Origin of the sequence: Candidatus Pelagibacter sp. FZCC0015 (assembly GCF_007833635.1) — a bacterium.
In the GTDB taxonomy this organism is placed as follows: Bacteria; Pseudomonadota; Alphaproteobacteria; order Pelagibacterales; family Pelagibacteraceae; genus Pelagibacter.
Genome location: NZ_CP031125.1, coordinates 991,873 through 1,010,354, shown reverse-complemented (window position 1 = coordinate 1,010,354; position 18,482 = coordinate 991,873). Strand labels below are relative to the sequence as shown.

Sequence of the window (18,482 nt, the reverse complement as noted above, 5' to 3'; positions counted from 1 at the left end):
GTTATCCTTTCACTGCTCCTGAAGTTAATCCTCTAATAAAATATTTGCCTGCTAAAACATACACAATAAGTGTTGGCACTCCTGCTATGATTGCTGACGCCATATCAACATTGTATTCTTTAACACTTGTACTAGATAAAACCATGTTATTTAAAGCAACTTGAATTGGTGCTGCTTCACCAAATGAAAAAGTTGATCCAAATAAAAAGTCATTCCAAATTTGAGTAAACTGCCAAATAACTGTTACCACAATTATCGGTGCTGATATTGGAAGTAAAATTTTGAAAAATATTTTAAAGAAACCAGCTCCGTCAATTCTTGCAGCTTTTACTAATTCTGTTGGAACTGACACATAGTAATTTCTAAAAAATAAAGTGGTAAATGGAATACCGTAAACGGTATGAACTAAAACTAACCCAATTATTGAATTTGAAATACCTAATACTCCCAAAGTTCTAGCCATTGGAAGTAATATTGCTTGAAAAGGTATAAAACATCCAAATAATAAAAATAAGAACACCCAACTATCACCTTTAAATCTCCATTTAGTTAAAACATATCCAGTCATTGCTCCAATAAAGGTAGAAAAAAATACAGCAGGTACCACCATCTTAATGGAATTCCAAAAATAAGGTCTTAAAAAAGTATCTCCTGCTCCATATCCTCTTCCTCCCCAAGCAACTGCCCAAGATTCAAAATTTAATCCACTCGGCCAAGATAAAAGTGTTCCTTGACGTATTTCTTCCATCGTTTTTAATGAGGTAACAATCATTACATATAAAGGAAAAATAAAATAAGAAGCAAATAGAATTAAAACAAAATACAAAAACCATCTTAAAAACATATTTGTGTATTTTGATTTTTGTTCAAGCTGCTGGTAAGAAGATGATTGTGTATTATCTTGCATTTTCTCTCCTTAATTCTGAATATAAATATGGAATAATGACTGCAGCTACTGCCATAAACATCATCATCGCACTTGCTGCAGATAACCCAACTTGACTTTTGTGAAATGCGGTTTGTGTCATAAATAAAGCTGGCATCGTAGTAGAGATACCTGGACCACCTTGAGTTAAGGCGACAATCAAATCATAACTTTTAATTGATATATGAACTAAAATTACAAAGCTTGTAAAAAATACTGGTCTCATCATTGGTAACAATATTCTCCAATAAACTGTAAACAAACCAGCACCATCAATTTTTGCAGCTTTAACGATTTCATCCTCAACGGATCTTAATCCTGCTAAAAATAAAGCCATGACAAATCCTGCGGATTGCCAAACACCTGCAATGACTATGGTGTAAATTGCCATTTCCCTATTAACCAGCCAATCAAAAGTAAAGTTCTCAAAGCCCCAATCTATAAACATTTTTTGAATACCAAGGGTTGGGTTTAAAATCCATTTCCAGGCAGTACCTGTTACGATAAATGATAAAGCCATTGGGTATAAATAAATTGTTCTTAAAACCCCTTCTGCTCTTATTTTTTGATCTAGAAAGATTGCTAGAATTATACCAATCACAATACAAAAAATTAAAAATAAAGCTGTAAAAACAAGCAAATTATCTACTGATATAAGCCATTTTCGAGATGCCCATAACTTTTCATACTGCCCAAAACCCCATAATTCATATTTCGGTAAAATTTTTGAATTAGTAAAAGATATATATAAAGTCCAAAGTACAAAGCCATATACAAACCAACCTATTAACCCAACAGCAGGAGCCATTACAATTTTAGGTAAATTTTTTTCTAACCACTTGAACATTACAAATATTTTTTATTTTTAGATTTAAAAAAAAGGCCACTTAATCAAAAGTGGCCTTTTAATTTTTATGTACTACATATTAGCTAAAACTGAGTCAGCTAAAGCGTTAGCAGCATCTACAGATGACATATCAGAGTTGAAGTGCTCTGTGATGATATCTTGTAGGGCAGCTTTCATAGTATTACCTTGAGCCATACCGTGAGCAAAGCTTGGAACTAATCCACCGCTAGCACCAGCAGTTTTAATATCTGCGTTAGATGTTTTTGCACATTTGTCAAATTCATCCATTGGTACATCTAAACGAGCTGGGATAGAACCTTTGTATAGATTAAAAACTTTTTGGAAGTTTTTACCCATCATAAGCTTAGCTAGTAACTTTTGACCAGCTTGTTTATCTGGATCACTAGATTTGTAAAAGATAAAACTATCTACGTTATATAAGTATCCATTGTTTGAAGGAGTAGCTGCACAGTAGTAATCTACACCTGGAACTTTTCCAGCAGCTGTAAATTCACCTTTTGCCCAGTCACCCATAATTTGGAAACCAGCTTTTCCTTCAATAACCATACCAGTTGCAACGTTCCAGTCTCTTCCTGGACTACCTTCATCAGTAAAGCCTTTAAGCTTTCTCATTTGGTCAAATACTTTAACTGTTGTTTCGCTTCTTAAACAACTTTCTTTAAGATCTACGTAACAGTTTTTGTAGTAATTATTTCCTCCAAGACCCATAGCAACTGCTTCAAATACTGTAGCATCTTGCCAAGCTTGTCCACCGTGCGCAAATGGAATGATACCAGCAGCTTGTAATTTTTCAGCAGCAGCATTTAACTCATCCCAAGTAGTTGGAACTGAAATACCGTTTGCATCAAATACAGCTTTGTTTGCCCACATCCAGTCAATTCTGTGAATATTTACTGGAGCAGCACAATAAGGTCCGCTGTTATTTTCACACTTGTGAATAGCTGCAATCATTGGATCTAATAAATTGTCCCAACCTTCTGATTTAGCAACTGAGTCAATGTTATATGGAGCTACAACACCTTCTTGGTCATACTCTTGAATTGTAGGTCCTTTAATTTGTGATGCTGATGGAGGATCTCCAGCAACGATTCTTGCTTTAAGTGCAACGTTAGCAGCGTCTCCACCACCACCTGTTACAGGCATGTCCATCCATTCACCGCCGTTTGCAGCGAAATCATCTTTTAAAACTTTAAGTGCAGCAGCTTCACCACCAGACGTCCACCAGTGCAATACCTCGATCTTAGGTCCTGCAATTGATGAAGTAGATGTGAACGCTAATGTAATTAAAGCGATCAATAGTTTTTTCATATCTTCCTCTTTATTAGTTAACTAGTTTTTTATATTCGAAACTATAAGTAGATTAACGTTCAATTGATAATTAAAAAATTAATTACACTTATAAGTTGAATTTATTTTTTAAGAAAATTTTTTAATTTTTTTTTGGTTTTAAAAAAATATTTATTTTTATAATTCAATTAAGAGTTGTATTTTTAATATGTCGCGCTTCTACCCAGTCTTGCAGCACCTCTAACGCCACTAGCGTCTCCATATCTAGGTTTTAAAAATACACCTTCGTATTCTCTACCGATCACAAATTTTCTAACTAGTGAATCTATTTCATGTAAAAAATCTATTTCGTTTGAAACTCCTCCTCCAAAAACAAAAGCATCAGGATCCAAAATATTAATGATACTTGAAAGAGACATTGCTAAATTTACCTTGAAATCGTCGATAAATCTTTCAGCGTCTAAATCATGTTTTCTATTTAATTCGAAAATTTCGTTCGTTTTTAAGTTTTTTCCGTAAAGTTTATTAAATCTTTTAGCTAGTCCTAATCCAGATAAAAAACTCTCAATTTCTGCTTCTCTGGCATTGCTTGAGTCAAAATTTTCTTTTTTTGCAGCAAAATAAGGAATTTGATTGTGACCCCATTCTCCCGCAACACCATTTGGTCCACTTACTATTTTTTTATCAATAACTAAACCACCACCAACTCCAGATCCTAAGATAATACCATAAACAATTTTGTAGTGTTTGCCTGATCCATCTATAGCTTCTGACAAAGCAAAACAATTAGCATCATTTTCACAAAACACTTCTTTACCAAGTGCTTTACGTAAATCATTTTGAAAAGGTTTTTTTTCTAACCAGGTAATATTAGGAGCATTTTTTACTAATCCTGTTTGAGGAGAATGAACTCCTGGATGACAAACTCCAATTGGAAGTTCTCTTTTAAATTCCTGTTCTAATTGTCTATGAATATCTCTTATCGCAGTTATAATTTGAGTATACTCTTTTGGACAAGATATTCTCGATCTATGTTTTTCATTTCCATTATCTTGAAGTACAACACTCTCAATTTTAGTCGCTCCTACATCAATACCTACTTGCATAACTAATATGTAGCTCTTCCACCACTTAAATCAAAAACTGCTGCAGTTGAAAAAGAATTTTCTTCACTAGCTAACCAAGTTACTAATGATGCTAATTCTTCAACTTTTGCAAATTTGTTTCTAGGAATTTTTGATAACATATAATTGATGTGTTCCTCAGTCATTTGATCAAAAATTCTTGTTTTAGCTGCTGCTGGTGTTACACAATTTACAGCTATATTTTTTTGCGCAAGCTCTTTACCTAGAGATTTTGTTAAACCAATAACTCCTGCCTTAGATGTGCTGTATGCACTTGCATTTGGATTGCCTTCTTTTCCAGCAATTGATGCAATATTAACTATCCTTCCATAATCATTTTTTAGCATAAATGGAACAACTGCTTTACAACAATAGAAAACAGAATTTAAATTTAAGTTCATTACTTTTTTCCATTCATCTAAAGGATATTCAGCTACAGTAGTATTCATCCCTGCAATACCTGCGTTGTTAACGAAAATATCTATTTTTCCATGTTTTTTTTCTATTTCTACTAAATTTTTATTTACTATTTCAAAATTTGTTACGTCTACTATTTGATGACTTAGATTTTCTGATTTCACTTTATCTATAGCCTCTTTAGCTGCACTTTCATCAATATCCCAAATTACAACTTTTGCACCTGCTTCGATAAATCTTTCGGTTATTGCTAAACCAAATCCTTGAGCTCCGCCAGTAACAACTGCCACTCTATTATTTAAATCAAACTTAATCATTTTTTCTTTTTAATTTTTCTTGATCTTATTAAAGGAAAAGCCAAAGCAATTAAAGACAAAATAAAGAATGTTAAAGCAATTGGTCTTGTAAAAAACATCAACCAATTACCCTCAAAAATAACCAAGGATTGTCTTAACGTTCCTTCAACTAATTCCCCTAAAATTAATCCAATAATAACTGGTACAACTGAAAAACCATATCTTCTCATAAAGAAACCAAGCACACCAAAAAATAACATTATCCAAACATCTATTATTGATTGATTAAGTGAATATGTTCCACAAACTGAAACTGCAAAAATCATTGGCCACAAAATTTTATTAGGAACCAAAGTTATTCTTGCAAAAATTTTTGCACCAAAAAAACCAAATATGAAGAAAAGAATATTCGCGATCAACATAGAGCCAAAAATTCCATATAAGAAATCTGGTTGCTCTCTAAATAAATCTGGTCCAGGTCTAACACCATGGATAATTAATCCAGTTAGAATAACTGCTGTTGTTGCACTACCAGGAATACCAAGAGCTAAGGTTGGAACCATCGCACCTCCTGTTGCTGCATTATTTGCCGCTTCTGCTCCAGCAATACCCTCAATTGAACCTTTCCCAAATTCTTCTGGTTTTTTTGAAAATCTTTTAGCCTCAGAATATCCAATCAAAGAGGCAACTGTTCCTCCTTCTGCTGGCAATACCCCTATAAAAGAACCAATTCCACTTGATCGTAATATTGTTTTCCAAGTTTTCTTATAATCATCTTTGCTTGGAAGCTTAATTGCTTTTAAAGCTATTCTGTTAAATACTTGATTGATTAAAGTTGATTGAGTTAACATTTCACTCATTGCAAAAAGTCCAACTACTACTGGTATAAAACCTATTCCCTCAGTTAATTCATTGATCCCAAAAGTAAAACGATCAATTGAAGTCATAAAATCTTTACCAACTGTAGAAATCAATATTCCAAATGCACCTGCAATTAAATTTTTAATTGGACTACCTTCACCAATTGATGCAAGCATTGTTAAACCAAATATTGCTAATGCAAAATATTCTGGCTGACCAAACTCATAAGCGAGTTGTGCTAATATAGGTGCAAAGAAAACTAATATAATTACACTGAAAATACCTCCCACAGTACTTGATACTGTTGCCATACCCAAAGCTCTTCCTGCTTCACCTTTTTGTGCTAATGGATAGCCATCTAAACAAGTTGCTGCAGCTGCTGGGGTTCCAGGAGTATTTATAAGTACAGCAGTTATTGCACCACCATATGTTCCAGCACAATAAATAGATGTTAATAAAACAATTGCAGATAATGGATCTAGAGTCATTGTAAAAGGTAAGATTAATGCTCCACCTGTTGTTGGTCCTAACCCAGGCAACACACCTAATATCAAACCGAATAATGTTCCAAAAAATAAAACTAATAACAGTTTAGAACTGAAAAGTGGTGCCAGCATTAATAATAAATTATCCATTTAGCTATAGTAAATGTTCGTAATTATTCCTGGAGGAAATCTTAAACCCAAAATCGTTTCAAAAAATATAAAAACAATAATTGGAAAAATAATCCCAACTAATAATAAATAAAATAATCTTTTTTCTCCCCAACAATAAGAAACAAATATAGATAAAGCTGAGATTGCTAAAAAGAAATCAAGTGTTTTAGAAACTACAATAAAAATTACAAAACTTAATAAAGTTAGAAAGAATGATTTTGGTAATTTTTTCTCAACTTTCCAAGGATTTTTAGTTGCTAAATAATAAATAATTAATGTCATTGTTATTATTAAAATTAGTAATGCTTTAGGAAATGTTGCTGGCTGAATTCCTCTATTTAAAATTGGAGGTACTATGTCGAATGTAAAAGTAGTTATAAGTAAAATCGCTGATACAAAAATAATTACAAATGAAACTTTAAATTCATCTTTAAAAAAAAAGGGCAAACTTTTGTTTGCCCTTTTTTGTTTTCGTACATTAATCATATGCAAATGTACTTTTAATTAGATTAGTTAATGTAACCTAAAGCTTTAAGCTGAGCAGTCATTTCCGCAAGCATTTCTTCCATTTGCTTACCCCACTCGTCAGCACCAACTACACTAGTGTCATCAAGACCAATTTCTGTTAAGAAATTTTTGTAATAGTTGTGACTCATTGCTTTAAGCATTCCAGCTTCTAATTGTTTTACTCTGTCTGCTGGAGCACCTTTTTTAGTTACAAATCCTCTAACAGTAGATAAAGAAACAGGTATTCCTAATTCTTTAGCTGTTGGAGAGTCTCCAATTTTAGCCATTCTTTCGTTTGCAAGTACAACTGATACACAAAGTTTACCTTCATTAATTTCAGTTAAAGCTTCACCTAAGTTTAAAACACCCACATCAATATCTCCTTTGATTAGGTTAGTTTTAATTGGTGCAACACCTTTGTAAGCAACGATAGTTGGATCTTTTAATCCACCTTTTTTTGTAAATGCAATTGCACTAACATCATCAATACCACCAGTGTGAGTAGTTCCATACTTTAGTGATTTTGATTTTTGTGTGCTAATAAATTTTTTAGCATCTTTGATATCGTTTTTACAATTTACAACAAATAATTGAGGATCATCAGTTCCTCTAGCAAGTGGTTGCATATCACTTAACTTAACTTTAGTTTTACCTAAAGCCATAGATACAGCATGACCTGTTGTCCAAGTTAAAGTGTGGTTACCATCTGCAGGTAAAGACATCATGTAATCCATAGATGCTGCTCCACCACCGCCTTTTTTGTTTACTAATTGCATATCCTGCTTAAGAACTCTTCTTGCTCTTAATAACATCATTCTAGTAGTAACGTCAGTTCCACCACCAAAACCTGCGTGAGTAATTGCTTGTATTGGATGACCGTCAGCTTTAGCCGATGTGATCATTAATGGAAGAGCTACAACAAAAAATTCAGTTACTAGAAAAGCAGCTGCTAAAAATAGTTTAAAGCTTTTTTTCATTATTTCCCTCTTTAGTTAATTTATATTTAATAATTTAAACATAATCTGATACAAGACGTAAAGAAAAAAATGGCTCAAAACAAATCTAACATTGCTTTACTACTAGGTGATCCCGCAGGCATCGGTCCAGAATTAATTTCAAAACTTTTAAATGATGAAATGACTAAAAAAGCAAACATCGTCATCATTGGTGAAAAACACGTATTTGAAAACGGAAATAGTATTACAGGAATTTCACATAATATAGATGTTGTTGAAAATTTTGATGAAATTGATTTTAATAAAGCAAATAGATTTCTATTAGATATTTCTAAAGGAAAAAATCATAAATATAAATTAGCTGAACCATCAAAAGAATCCGGTGAGAGTGTATTGGAGGCTTTAGATTTAGCTTTAACCCTTGCTAAAGAAAAAAAAATAGACGCTATTAATTTTGCGCCAATGAATAAAACAAGTTTAAAACTTGGAGGAAATAAACACTCAGATGAATTGCAATTAATGGCTGAAAAACTTGACGTAAATAGTTTCTGTTGTGAGTTTAATGTTATAGATAATTTTTGGACAGCAAGAGTAACATCTCATATTCCTATTAAAGAAGTGGCTCAACATATTACAAAAGAAAATATAATGAAGCCGATAAAATTAATTAATGAAGTTATGGAGCTAAACGGTGTGAAGAAACCTCGAATTGCTATTCAAGCACTTAATCCCCATGCGGAGTTTGGTACAGAAGAAAAAGATGAAATAATTCCTGCGATTGAGGAAGCAAAAAAACTTGGTTACAATGTTGATGGTCCGTTACCATGTGATACATCATTCGTAGTAGCTTACAAAAATAAAAATCATGATTGTATGGTAGGCATGTATCATGATGCACTTCAATCTGGTCTTAAAGCATTTGGTTTTGATAGAGGGGTAACAGTTCAAGGTGGATTAACTGTACCAGTCACAACTACTGCTCATGGTTCTGCATTTGCTATTGCGGGAAAAAATAAGGCAAACTTAGCACCAATTTTAAATTCATTTAAGATTGCATTATCAATGGCTGAAAACAAAAATAAATCAATAAACTAAAAACTCAATTTTTATTAATTTAATATTTTTTTGATTTCTTTAAGAGTGAAAGGTTTTGGTTTTTTACAGCTTGTTTTAATTAATTGTGTTTTATTAGTTTTACAAGCTTTCATTGTAGATTGAATAATATCTAAAACATGTAAAGATAATTCTCCATTACATTTGTTTATTTTTTTTTTTTCAATTGAATAAGCCATTTCCGCCAGACCTGCTCCTCTATAATTTGCATTAGTTGGTGACTCGTTTGCCCTAGAACTTTGTGTTCTAATATTAATTTTTCCTAATGGCATTTTATTAGTTTTGTATTCTTTCCAAGGATCCCCTAACTTTTTACAAATATAAACTGAACCTCCAAACATATTTGGATCTGGTACAATCATAGAGCCTTTATCTCCATATAGCTCAATATGATTTCTTTGATGAGCGATTACATCAAACGACAAAGTTAATCTAATAATTGTTCCGTTCTCAAATGTAATGGTTGATAAATATGTTGTTGAACACTCAACTTTGAATGTTTTATTTTTTCTTGGGCCTATTCCAATAGTTCTTCTTTTAACTCCATTAACTATGCTTCCAGTAACTTTTTTTGCTGGTCCTAATAAATTCACTAAAGCTGTTAAATAATAAGGACCCATGTCAATTACTGGGCCACCTTCTTTTTTTGAAAACCATGGTTCAGGGTTTGGATGATAAGATTGTACTCCAGGAAAAGCAAAAATGGCATTACCTAATTTTATTTTTCCAATTATTTTTTTATCTACCAATTCTTTTGATTTCTGAATACCGCCACCTAAAAATGTATCTGGTGCATTACCAATATAAAGTTTTTTCTTTTTAGCTATTTTAAGTAGATCTTTTCCATCTTTAAAATTAATAGCTAATGGTTTTTCTGAATAAACATGTTTATTATTTAGTAAAGCTTGCTTTGCAACTTGATAATGCACTTTAGGAATGGTTAAATTTAAAATTATTTCAACCTCTTTATCTTTTAATAAATCTCTTACACTTAAAGCTTGGATTTTATAAATCTTCGCACACTTAAGAGCGTTGTTATGATTGATATCTGCACACTTTACAATTTTGATATTATTAAAATATTTTTCAGCTCTAAAATAAGTTTCAGAAATATGACCACACCCTATGAGACCAACTTTAAATACTTTGTTCATACAGGTTTATACACCTTGTCTTTGTTTGCCTTTTCCTTCTTTGTAAAGTTTTAAAGCTTCTTCGTTTTCTTTAGTAGTCGGAATTTCTAGTGTAGGGCTATCCCAAAAAGCTGATCCCTCAACCCATTTGTAAGCATGGGTTTTTATCGAAATAACGTATGTTACATCGGATGCTTTTGCTCTCTTAAATGCAGCTTCAAGATCTGAAATTGAATTAACATGTTCAGATTTAGCTCCCATACTTTCTGCATGTTTTGCAAAATCAACATCAACTAGTCCAGGAGTATTAGAGCTCTTTAATAAATTATTATATTCTTTACCACCTTTAAATAATTGAAGTCGATTGATAACTGCAAACCCACCGTTATCACAAACTATAATTATTAATTTATTTTTTGTAATAACTGATGAATATATATCTGTGTTATTTAAAAGATAAGAGCCATCTCCTACAAAAGAAATTACTTCTTTATCTGGATTAGCCATTTTTATTCCAAGCGCTCCAGAAATTTCATAACTCATACAACTAAAGCCCCACTCTGTTTCATGAGTATTTAATTCTCTAGGCCTCCAAACTTGAACAACTTCACCAACTAAACCTCCTGCTGCAGTAACAGCAATATCTGTTGGGTCAGAGTTTCTGTAAATTGCACCAATTACCTGAACATAACTTGGAACTTCTTGATTTGTTGGCGCGCTCTCTTTATCTATATGTTCATTCCATGATTTGAGTTCAGTTAGAGATTTTTTATTCCATTCTTCTCCAGCTTTCCAACTACCTAGTGCTTGTGAAAGCTCTGTTAATGAAACTTTAGCATCTCCAATGACCGCTCGCGCTAAATGTTTGTTAGCATCAAATCTTGATACATTTATTGAAACCAGTTTAAAATTTTCGTTTTCAAAATTTGCCCATGATCCAGTTGTAAAATCTGCAAGTTTGGTTCCAACTGCAATTGCTAAATCTGTTTCTTTTGCTAATGTATTTGTATTTTTTCCACCTAAACCACCAATCTGACCAGCAAAATGAGAATGGTCCCTTTTCATTGTAGAATATCCCATTACTGTTTGAGTAACTGGTATGTTGTGTTTAATTGCAAATTGACTTAACTCATCCATTGCATCTGAGTAAAAAACTCCACCACCAGAAATTATAATTGGATTTTTTGATGACTTAATTTTTTCTGCTGCCTCTTTAATTTGAAATTCATCTGGTCTTGGTCTTCTAATCGCGTGGACTCTTTCATTGAAAAATTCTTCAGGGTAATCAAAAGTTTGTCCTTGTATATCTTGACTTAAAGCGATACATGCAGGACCACAATCTGCAGGATCTAACATAGTTTGAACTGCCGCTGGAAATGATTGAATAATCTGCTCTGGTCTGGTTATTCGATCAAAATATCTTGTTACAGGTTTAAACGCATCATTAGCTGTAATACCAGGATTATTAAAATGCTCAACTTGTTGCAATACTGGATCTGGCATTCTATTTGCATAAGTGTCTCCAGGTAAAAATAAAATTGGTAATCTGTTACTCATAGCAACTGCAGCAGCTGTAACCATATTTGTTGCCCCAGGTCCAACAGAAGATGTTGCTACAAAAATTTGTTGTCTTCTTTTTGCTCTAGCATAGCCAATTCCTGTAAGTGCCATATTTTGTTCGTGATGCCCTCTATATGTTGGAAGATCTTTTTTATTTTCCTCTAGTGCCTGACCTAAACATGCTACATTTCCATGTCCAAAAATTCCGAAGACACCTGGAAATAAAGGTTCTTTTTTACCGTTAATTAATATTTTCTGAGAAATTAAATATTTAACTATCGCATGAGCACATGTGAGGGTAATTTTTTTCATAAATATGTTTATCTTTTAATATGTATAATGTTTATATATAATTCTATTTATAAATTAAAAAACCTAATTAAGTAAACTTAAAAATAAATTCTATGTACGAAAAATTTGGACAATTCATTGACGGTAAATGGCAACAAGCTGAAAAAAAAGAAACTTACGACGTAATCAACCCTGCAACAGAAGAAGTAATTGGAAAAGCATCAAAAGCTTCATCTATTGAAGTACAAAAAGCATTAAAGTCTGCAGAAAAAGGTTTGGAAGTTTGGAAAAACACTGCGCCTTGGCAAAGAGCATATGTGCTTAGAAAAATTGCAGACATGATGAGAGAGAAAAAAGATGTTATTGCAAAATGGTTAACTCTTGAAGTTGGAAAACCTCTTGCGGAAGCAGTTGGTGAAGTTGGTGGTGGAGCTGATATTTTTGAGTGGAATGCTGAAGAAACAAAAAGAATTTATGGTCAAACTCAACAAAGTAGATTTCCAGATACAAGGGTTCATGTTTATTATCAACCAGTTGGAGTTGTTGCAGCTTTAGTTCCTTGGAATTTCCCAATAGTTTTAGCATCTAGAAAAATTTCTACTGCTCTAGCTGCAGGATGTTCTGTAATTTGTAAGCCAGACGTAATTACCCCTGGTGCTGTAATGGAATTAGTAAACATTTGTAAAGAAGCTGGCGTGCCTGATGGTGTTGTAAGTCTTTTGTCAGGTGATCCTGCTGAAATATCAAATGAATTAATGGAATCTGATATAATTAAAAAAGTATCAGTTACTGGATCTACTAGAGTTGGTAAAATTATTTTAAAAAAAGCAGCTGATAAAGTTCAAAGAGTTACTATGGAGCTTAGCGGACATTCACCTTTTATTGTATGTGAAGATGTAGATATGAACAAAGTAGCTGATATAGCAATAACTGGTAAATTTAGAAATAACGGTCAAGTCTGTATTTCACCTAATAGATTTTATATCCAAGAAAATAGAAAAGAAGATTTTGTTAATGCTTTTATTGAAAGGGCAAAAAAATTAAAAATTGGAAACGGTATGGATGAAGGTGTGGATCTTGGACCTTTAACTACTGCTAAGAGATTAGAAGAAATAGAAAAGTTGGTTGAAACAACTAAAAAAGAAGGAGCTAAAGTATTGATGGGTGGACAAAGACCTTCTGGTTTTAATAAAGGATATTATTACGAACCAACTGTTTTTGATGATGTAAAAGATAATTTTACAATAATGAAGGAAGAACCTTTTGGTCCACTAGTTCCAATATTAACTTTTAAAACCTTTGATGAAGTAATTGAAAGAGCAAATGATAACGACTTAGGTTTATGCAGTTACCTTTATACAAATTCTATGGATAAAGCTCATATTGGATCTGAAAAACTAGAGTCTGGTTGTGTTGCAGTTAATACTGGAGTTGTTGCTATTGCTGAAGCACCTTTTGGAGGAATAAAACAAACTGGTTATGGTCGTGAAGGTGGATCAGGTGCTATCAAAGATTATCTAAATGTGAAATATACTCACATGGGCTTAAAAATCTAAAAATGAGAAAAAATAAAGTTAAAGAAATGATGAAAGCGGGGAAACCTGTTATCAATGGTTGGCTTCAAATACCTAGTACCGTTTCAGCAGAAGTAATGGCTCACCAAGGATGGGATTCTCTGACAATTGATATGCAGCATGGTTTAGTTGATTACACTAATGCACTCCCAATGCTTCAAACAATTTCAACAACAGATGTAACCCCTTTGGCTAGAGTAAACTGGAATGAACCAGGTCAAATAATGAAAATTCTAGATGCGGGTTGTTATGGAATTATATGTCCAATGGTAAGTAATAAAGAAGAAGCAGAAAGATTTGTTCAAGCTTGCATGTACCCTCCTCATGGTTATAGAAGTTTTGGTCCTGTCAGGGGGTTAATCTATGGAGGTTCAGATTATGCAAAACATGCAAATGATGAAATGCTTAAACTAGCAATGATAGAAACAAAAGAATCTTTAGAAAAGCTAGATGAAATTATGTCAACACCAGGCGTTGATGGAATTTATATTGGACCAGCTGATTTAAGTTTAGCAATAGGTGAAGAGCCTGGTTTTGATAGAGCAGAAAACACAAAGGCTTATTCGGAAATATTAAGAATATTAGAGCACGCAAAGAAGAACAATATATTTGCAGGTATTCATAATGGTACACCTGAATATGCACAAAAAATGATAGGTAAAGGTTTTAATTTTGTAACTATTGGAGCTGATCAGAGAGCTTTAAGTGCTGGTGCAAAAGCAGTTGTAGAAAAAATGAAAGGTTCTTCAAAAAAAGAAGAGTCTAAAGCTTATTAATCTAGTTGATTTATAAATTCTTCAAATTGTTTTTTTTCTAAATTTGAAGATTGTTTCTTTCCTGGAAATTTTCCATTCATTGAATCTTTTTTAAAAGCCTTAAGAGCTTTTACTCTTTCTAGTTTTATTTCATTTCTAAGTTTCAATAAATTTCCATACGCTTTTGAATGTCTTGGGGGATTTTCTGTATCGCCACAGATATCTTCCATAAATAAATACATTACATCAGCGTTTTTACCTGAACCTAATGAAACAGTAACTATATCTGTACGCTTTGAAATTTCACCCATTACATTTTCAGGTATTACTTCACACTCAGCCGAAAAAGCACCTGCATCTTCTAATCTTTTAAATTTTTGAAAAAGTTCGTACGCTTCATCAGCAGTTTTACCCACAGCTCTTAAGCCACCAATCCAAGTAGATTTTCTTGGAACTAAACCTAAATGCCCCATTACTGGAACATCTTCTTTAGCCAGCATTTCAACTATATCCATACTTCTTGGAGTCATGACTGCGTCCGCACCATTCTCCAATGCTTTAAAAGCTCCACGCATAACATCCTCTGCAGTTACAAACTCATTTAAAACTAAAGCAGCTGTTAAAAATAAATTTTTTGAACCTTCTCTTACAGGAATTACATTTTTTGCATTTGATATAATCATATCGAATCCTGCCTTTTCAGCTGCCTCGGCTTCTTCAACACTATTCGCTGTAACTTGTGTAAATTTTCTTTTTCCTTTTGCTGCTTTTAAATCCCCAACAGTCAAAGTTCGTTTTGCCGGTTTAGCAGCCCAAGTATAGATATTCTTCATTATTTAACACCTTTATAAAGAATATCTCTCCTATCAATAAATTCCTCGAAGGTTTTAATGGTAATTACTGATGGTAATATAAATATAGATCTTTTATCTCGCTCATTTCTTATAATTCTAAAATAACCTTTTTTTATTGCAGTATCGATATAAACATTTGAGGTTAAATATGATTTCTCTATCACTTTAAGTAATTGATTTTTTGTAATTGATTTATTTTTGTAATAAGCAAGCATCACCATATGCAACATTATCCAATGTTGTGGGGTTAAAGAAAACCAATTCAATAACTCGTTAGCTAATCTTCCTTCAAAATCTCCAAGTGATATTTCTGCTAATTGAATTCTTTTTTGAGTAAGTTTTGGAATTTTTTTTTGTTCTTCAAAGTGCTTAGGATACTTGAACTGTCTTTTCATTTAAATAAATTTAAACTCATTGAGTTTTCTATTCAATACTATTTTTACTTAATAGTTCTTTATAAATGTTATTTACTCTATGTACTTCAGTAGCAGTATTAAAATAACCTTCATATTCTATTTCTTCAGGTGTGACATCAAAATGATAATGTCCAGCGTCTTTATCATGTTCATAAGAATGAAAGTGAGTATGTTCACCAGACTCTCTTAAATTTAACTCCCCTCCTGTAGGATCTCCAGTCCAAAGAACTGTATAACACTGTAACTTTGGACCAACAGGTTCATAAAATTGAAGAAAATCTTTTACACACTTCATTTGTTTTGGATCATAGTATTCATGTTTGATATCTTTATAATCTGGTTGAACATGAGATCTTACTTTTCCCTCTAGAATTCTAAATACACCTGCAAGAGCAATCTGTTCATTTGCTTTAAGATTTAAATTATTTGACAATGAAGACCTCATTGCTTGTGGCAATGAACCTTGATCTCCTGATCTTCCTTTGATTTTTATTTTAATTACTTTTCCTTGTTTACCATCGGTATAATAAATGTTTCCAAGTCCACCATGTTTTCTTGCGCTATATTTTTCAACGATACATTTTTTATCAGGACTTACTCTTGCAATTATAGATCTAGACTCATTAGTAATTAAATTTTCATTAATTACTAATTCACCACAGTGACCATCCAAACACGACATTGCACCAGATCCTGCGCCTAAAGCATAAGATTTTTCTGATCCGATCATTTTTGAAATTTCTTCATAATCAAATTCTGCACCAATAAAATTAGGATCATGCATGTATGGCTCACCACCAACATCTATAATTTTTTGGTTACCGCTTATTCCTTCAGATGGACAATCCCATTCACGAAGATTAGGACAAACTACAACTTCTACTTCAACATTTTTAAAATTTTCTGAAAGTCCTTTTTTTAATGCACTCGCTATATCTTCAAGTGAATGATTTGTGAAAGTTCCTTTTTCTATTTTTAATTGCATAATGTTAATAGGCTATAATTTATTTTGCATATTGTCTATAGATAATATATATAATTTCTATACATAAATAATTTTAAAAAGGTAACGATGATAAATAAAGATTTAAAAGTAGCAGTATTAGGTGCAGGTGCAATGGGATGTCTGTTTGGAGGGTTGCTAGCTGAAAAAGGTTTAAATGTAACTTTAATTGATGTTTGGAAAGAACATGTTGATGCGATTAATAAAGATGGTTTAAAAATGGATGGTCATGGAGGAGATCGTATAATTAAAGTTAATGCTACTTCAGATCCATCATCGTTAGATAAAATGGATGCAGTCATTGTTATGTGTAAAGCAACTGCATTAGAACCAGCATTAAAAAGTATTAAAAATATTATTGGTGAAAAAACAGTCTTCATGTCATTTCAAAATGGGATTGGTCATGAGGCAATAATTCAAAGTATCGTTGGAAATGAAAAGGTAATCGGTGGAACAACGACGCAAGCTTCAAATATTTTAGGACCAGGTCATATAATGAACCATGGCGCATTACCTTCATGGATTGGAGAATATGAAGGAGGAATAACAAAGAGAATTACAGAAATAGCTGATACTTTTACTGCACATAATCTTGAAATGATTGCAGCTGAAGATGTAAAAAAAAGAAAATGGATGAAGCTTTTTGCTCTAACAGCAATAGGTCCTCTTTCAGCTATATTTGATCTACATCACACTGATCTTTACGTAAATAATAAGGCTAATGATGTTTCAAGAGGACTTGGTAAAGAAATCATTTTAGAGACAAGAGAAGTGGCACTTGCTGATGGAGTTAATGTTTCTGAAGATGAATGTCTATTTATGTTCAATAAAATTGTAGATTCTATGCAAACTAACAAATCTTCAATGGCTTTTGATGTTCAGTACAAAAGAAAAACTGAAATTGATTTTATTAGTGGAGCGGTTTCTAAAATAGGAAAAAAACATGGAGTAAAAACACCTTTAAATGACCTGATGTATAAAATGATTAAGGTTAAAGAAGGTATGTATAGTTAATGCTTAAAATCAATCGATTAAAAAAAATTAAAAGTAATTTTCCTGTATTGGTTGGAGATAAAGTTGTTGAGAAAAATACTTGTAATTTATTAATTGATGAGATTAGTAAATCTAAAGCCTTTGACGACATGATTATGGGTGGTCGAAGCAGAATTAACAAAGGCTCAAAAAATTTTAATAACTATATTAAATCTTCAAATAATTCTGCAAAACTATTTAAACTTTTTAATAGCAAAACTTTTTATAAAAAAATTGAAACTCTTTTTTCTAAAAATTTTAAAGATGGATCTTGGACAAACACTCACAAACCAAAAATATTTAATCAAAAAAAATTTACTATTAAAAAGAAACTAAATTCAAGCGAATTAAAAAAATTGTTAGGAAATAATTACACTAACCCAAAAGTTAATTTAGATATTGATTTTTCAGTTTCTAAAGGAGGATATAGATTACGTCCTCATAGAGATGATATAACTAGATTATATAATTTCTTAATTTACCTGACAGATATTCCAAAAAAAAATGGAGGATCACTTACAATTTATAGAAAAAAATCTAAGAAAAATTTAAGAAAAAGTTTCAGAAGATTTCCAAAAATAGGTGAACTGGAAGTAGTCAAAGCTTTCACCCCAAAGAAAGGAACTGTTGTTTTTTTCCAATCTACTCCAAACTCCTATCATGGAGTTAAGCGCTTTGTAGAAAAAAACTGTCCAAAGCGTTTTTTTATTTATGGAAGTTATGCATTAAATAAACCAGTTATATGGAATTACAAAGGTATCTCATATTATCCTCACATAATTAGTACCAAAAAAAGAATGTTAACCTCTTTTCATGATGCGAACTATTTAACCACAGCACCAAAACATTGAAAT

18 protein-coding genes are annotated in these 18,482 nt (G+C 32.2%); 5 read left to right on the top strand and 13 right to left on the bottom strand.

Translation table 11 applies throughout. The features are described 5' to 3' along the window. Position 1: 1 nt before the first annotated feature. From DT059_RS05310 to DT059_RS05275, 8 genes are all read right to left on the bottom strand, one after another. The gene (locus DT059_RS05310; RefSeq protein WP_023854021.1) at positions 2–907 is read right to left on the bottom strand and encodes a carbohydrate ABC transporter permease; all 906 of its coding nucleotides are present in this window, start codon (positions 905–907) and stop codon (positions 2–4) included. Next, the gene (locus DT059_RS05305) at positions 897–1,772 is read right to left on the bottom strand and encodes a carbohydrate ABC transporter permease (protein WP_023854022.1); all 876 of its coding nucleotides are present in this window, start codon (positions 1,770–1,772) and stop codon (positions 897–899) included. Before DT059_RS05305 ends, DT059_RS05310 begins: the two co-directional genes overlap by 11 nt. A gap of 72 nt (positions 1,773–1,844) precedes the next feature. Further along, positions 1,845–3,101: an ABC transporter substrate-binding protein gene (locus tag DT059_RS05300; RefSeq protein ID WP_145597393.1), complete on the bottom strand. Its 1,257-nt coding sequence runs from the start codon at positions 3,099–3,101 to the stop codon at positions 1,845–1,847. Positions 3,102–3,283: 182 nt separating this feature from the next. Beyond that, positions 3,284–4,186 carry an ROK family protein gene (locus DT059_RS05295; RefSeq protein WP_145597391.1) on the bottom strand — a complete coding sequence of 301 codons (903 nt, stop codon included), beginning with the start codon at positions 4,184–4,186 and terminating at the stop codon, positions 3,284–3,286. A gap of 2 nt (positions 4,187–4,188) precedes the next feature. Beyond that, on the bottom strand, positions 4,189–4,938 hold the full coding sequence (locus DT059_RS05290; protein WP_145597390.1) for an SDR family NAD(P)-dependent oxidoreductase: 750 nt from the start codon (positions 4,936–4,938) through the stop codon (positions 4,189–4,191). Further along, positions 4,935–6,413, bottom strand: coding sequence for a tripartite tricarboxylate transporter permease (locus tag DT059_RS05285; RefSeq protein WP_145597388.1), 1,479 nt, complete (start codon positions 6,411–6,413; stop codon positions 4,935–4,937). Before DT059_RS05285 ends, DT059_RS05290 begins: the two co-directional genes overlap by 4 nt. Beyond that, a complete protein-coding gene (locus DT059_RS05280) occupies positions 6,414–6,920 on the bottom strand; it encodes a tripartite tricarboxylate transporter TctB family protein (protein WP_145597387.1) in 507 nt (168 codons plus the stop codon). Positions 6,921–6,943: 23 nt separating this feature from the next. Continuing rightward, positions 6,944–7,918: a Bug family tripartite tricarboxylate transporter substrate binding protein gene (locus DT059_RS05275; RefSeq protein ID WP_145597385.1), complete on the bottom strand. Its 975-nt coding sequence runs from the start codon at positions 7,916–7,918 to the stop codon at positions 6,944–6,946. A gap of 69 nt (positions 7,919–7,987) precedes the next feature. Between DT059_RS05275 and DT059_RS05270 the strand changes: the two genes are divergently transcribed. After that, positions 7,988–8,992 carry a 4-hydroxythreonine-4-phosphate dehydrogenase PdxA gene (locus DT059_RS05270; protein ID WP_145597383.1) on the top strand — a complete coding sequence of 335 codons (1,005 nt, stop codon included), beginning with the start codon at positions 7,988–7,990 and terminating at the stop codon, positions 8,990–8,992. Between the two features lie 14 nt (positions 8,993–9,006). Here DT059_RS05270 and DT059_RS05265 read toward each other — a convergent pair whose 3' ends face one another. Then, positions 9,007–10,164 carry a Gfo/Idh/MocA family protein gene (locus DT059_RS05265; protein WP_145597382.1) on the bottom strand — a complete coding sequence of 386 codons (1,158 nt, stop codon included), beginning with the start codon at positions 10,162–10,164 and terminating at the stop codon, positions 9,007–9,009. Between the two features lie 6 nt (positions 10,165–10,170). Next, positions 10,171–12,015, bottom strand: coding sequence for a 3D-(3,5/4)-trihydroxycyclohexane-1,2-dione acylhydrolase (decyclizing) (iolD, locus tag DT059_RS05260; RefSeq protein WP_145597380.1), 1,845 nt, complete (start codon positions 12,013–12,015; stop codon positions 10,171–10,173). 92 nt (positions 12,016–12,107) lie between these two features. Here iolD and DT059_RS05255 point away from each other — a divergent pair, with 92 nt between their 5' ends. Both DT059_RS05255 and DT059_RS05250 read left to right on the top strand, forming a co-directional pair. Continuing rightward, complete coding sequence (locus DT059_RS05255) at positions 12,108–13,550, top strand: NAD-dependent succinate-semialdehyde dehydrogenase (RefSeq protein ID WP_145597379.1); 1,443 nt, start codon at positions 12,108–12,110, stop codon at positions 13,548–13,550. Positions 13,551–13,552: 2 nt separating this feature from the next. After that, positions 13,553–14,344, top strand: coding sequence for an HpcH/HpaI aldolase family protein (locus DT059_RS05250; RefSeq protein WP_145597377.1), 792 nt, complete (start codon positions 13,553–13,555; stop codon positions 14,342–14,344). Here DT059_RS05250 and DT059_RS05245 read toward each other — a convergent pair. The 3 genes from DT059_RS05245 to DT059_RS05235 are packed head-to-tail and all read right to left on the bottom strand — an operon-like array spanning position 14,341 to position 16,578. Further along, positions 14,341–15,156 carry a 3-methyl-2-oxobutanoate hydroxymethyltransferase gene (locus DT059_RS05245; protein WP_145597375.1) on the bottom strand — a complete coding sequence of 272 codons (816 nt, stop codon included), beginning with the start codon at positions 15,154–15,156 and terminating at the stop codon, positions 14,341–14,343. The two genes, DT059_RS05250 and DT059_RS05245, sit on opposite strands and share 4 nt — an antisense overlap. Beyond that, positions 15,156–15,572, bottom strand: a complete 417-nt coding sequence (locus DT059_RS05240) for a MarR family transcriptional regulator (protein ID WP_072090655.1) — start codon at positions 15,570–15,572, stop codon at positions 15,156–15,158. Before DT059_RS05240 ends, DT059_RS05245 begins: the two co-directional genes overlap by 1 nt. Before the next feature lie 28 nt (positions 15,573–15,600). Beyond that, positions 15,601–16,578, bottom strand: a complete 978-nt coding sequence (locus DT059_RS05235; protein WP_145597373.1) for a DUF1907 domain-containing protein — start codon at positions 16,576–16,578, stop codon at positions 15,601–15,603. An 87-nt stretch (positions 16,579–16,665) separates the two neighbouring features. Here DT059_RS05235 and DT059_RS05230 point away from each other — a divergent pair, with 87 nt between their 5' ends. Next, positions 16,666–17,610 carry a ketopantoate reductase family protein gene (locus DT059_RS05230; protein WP_145597371.1) on the top strand — a complete coding sequence of 315 codons (945 nt, stop codon included), beginning with the start codon at positions 16,666–16,668 and terminating at the stop codon, positions 17,608–17,610. Further along, a complete protein-coding gene (locus DT059_RS05225; protein WP_145597369.1) occupies positions 17,610–18,479 on the top strand; it encodes a 2OG-Fe(II) oxygenase in 870 nt (289 codons plus the stop codon). Before DT059_RS05230 ends, DT059_RS05225 begins: the two co-directional genes overlap by 1 nt. Positions 18,480–18,482: the final 3 nt, after the last annotated feature.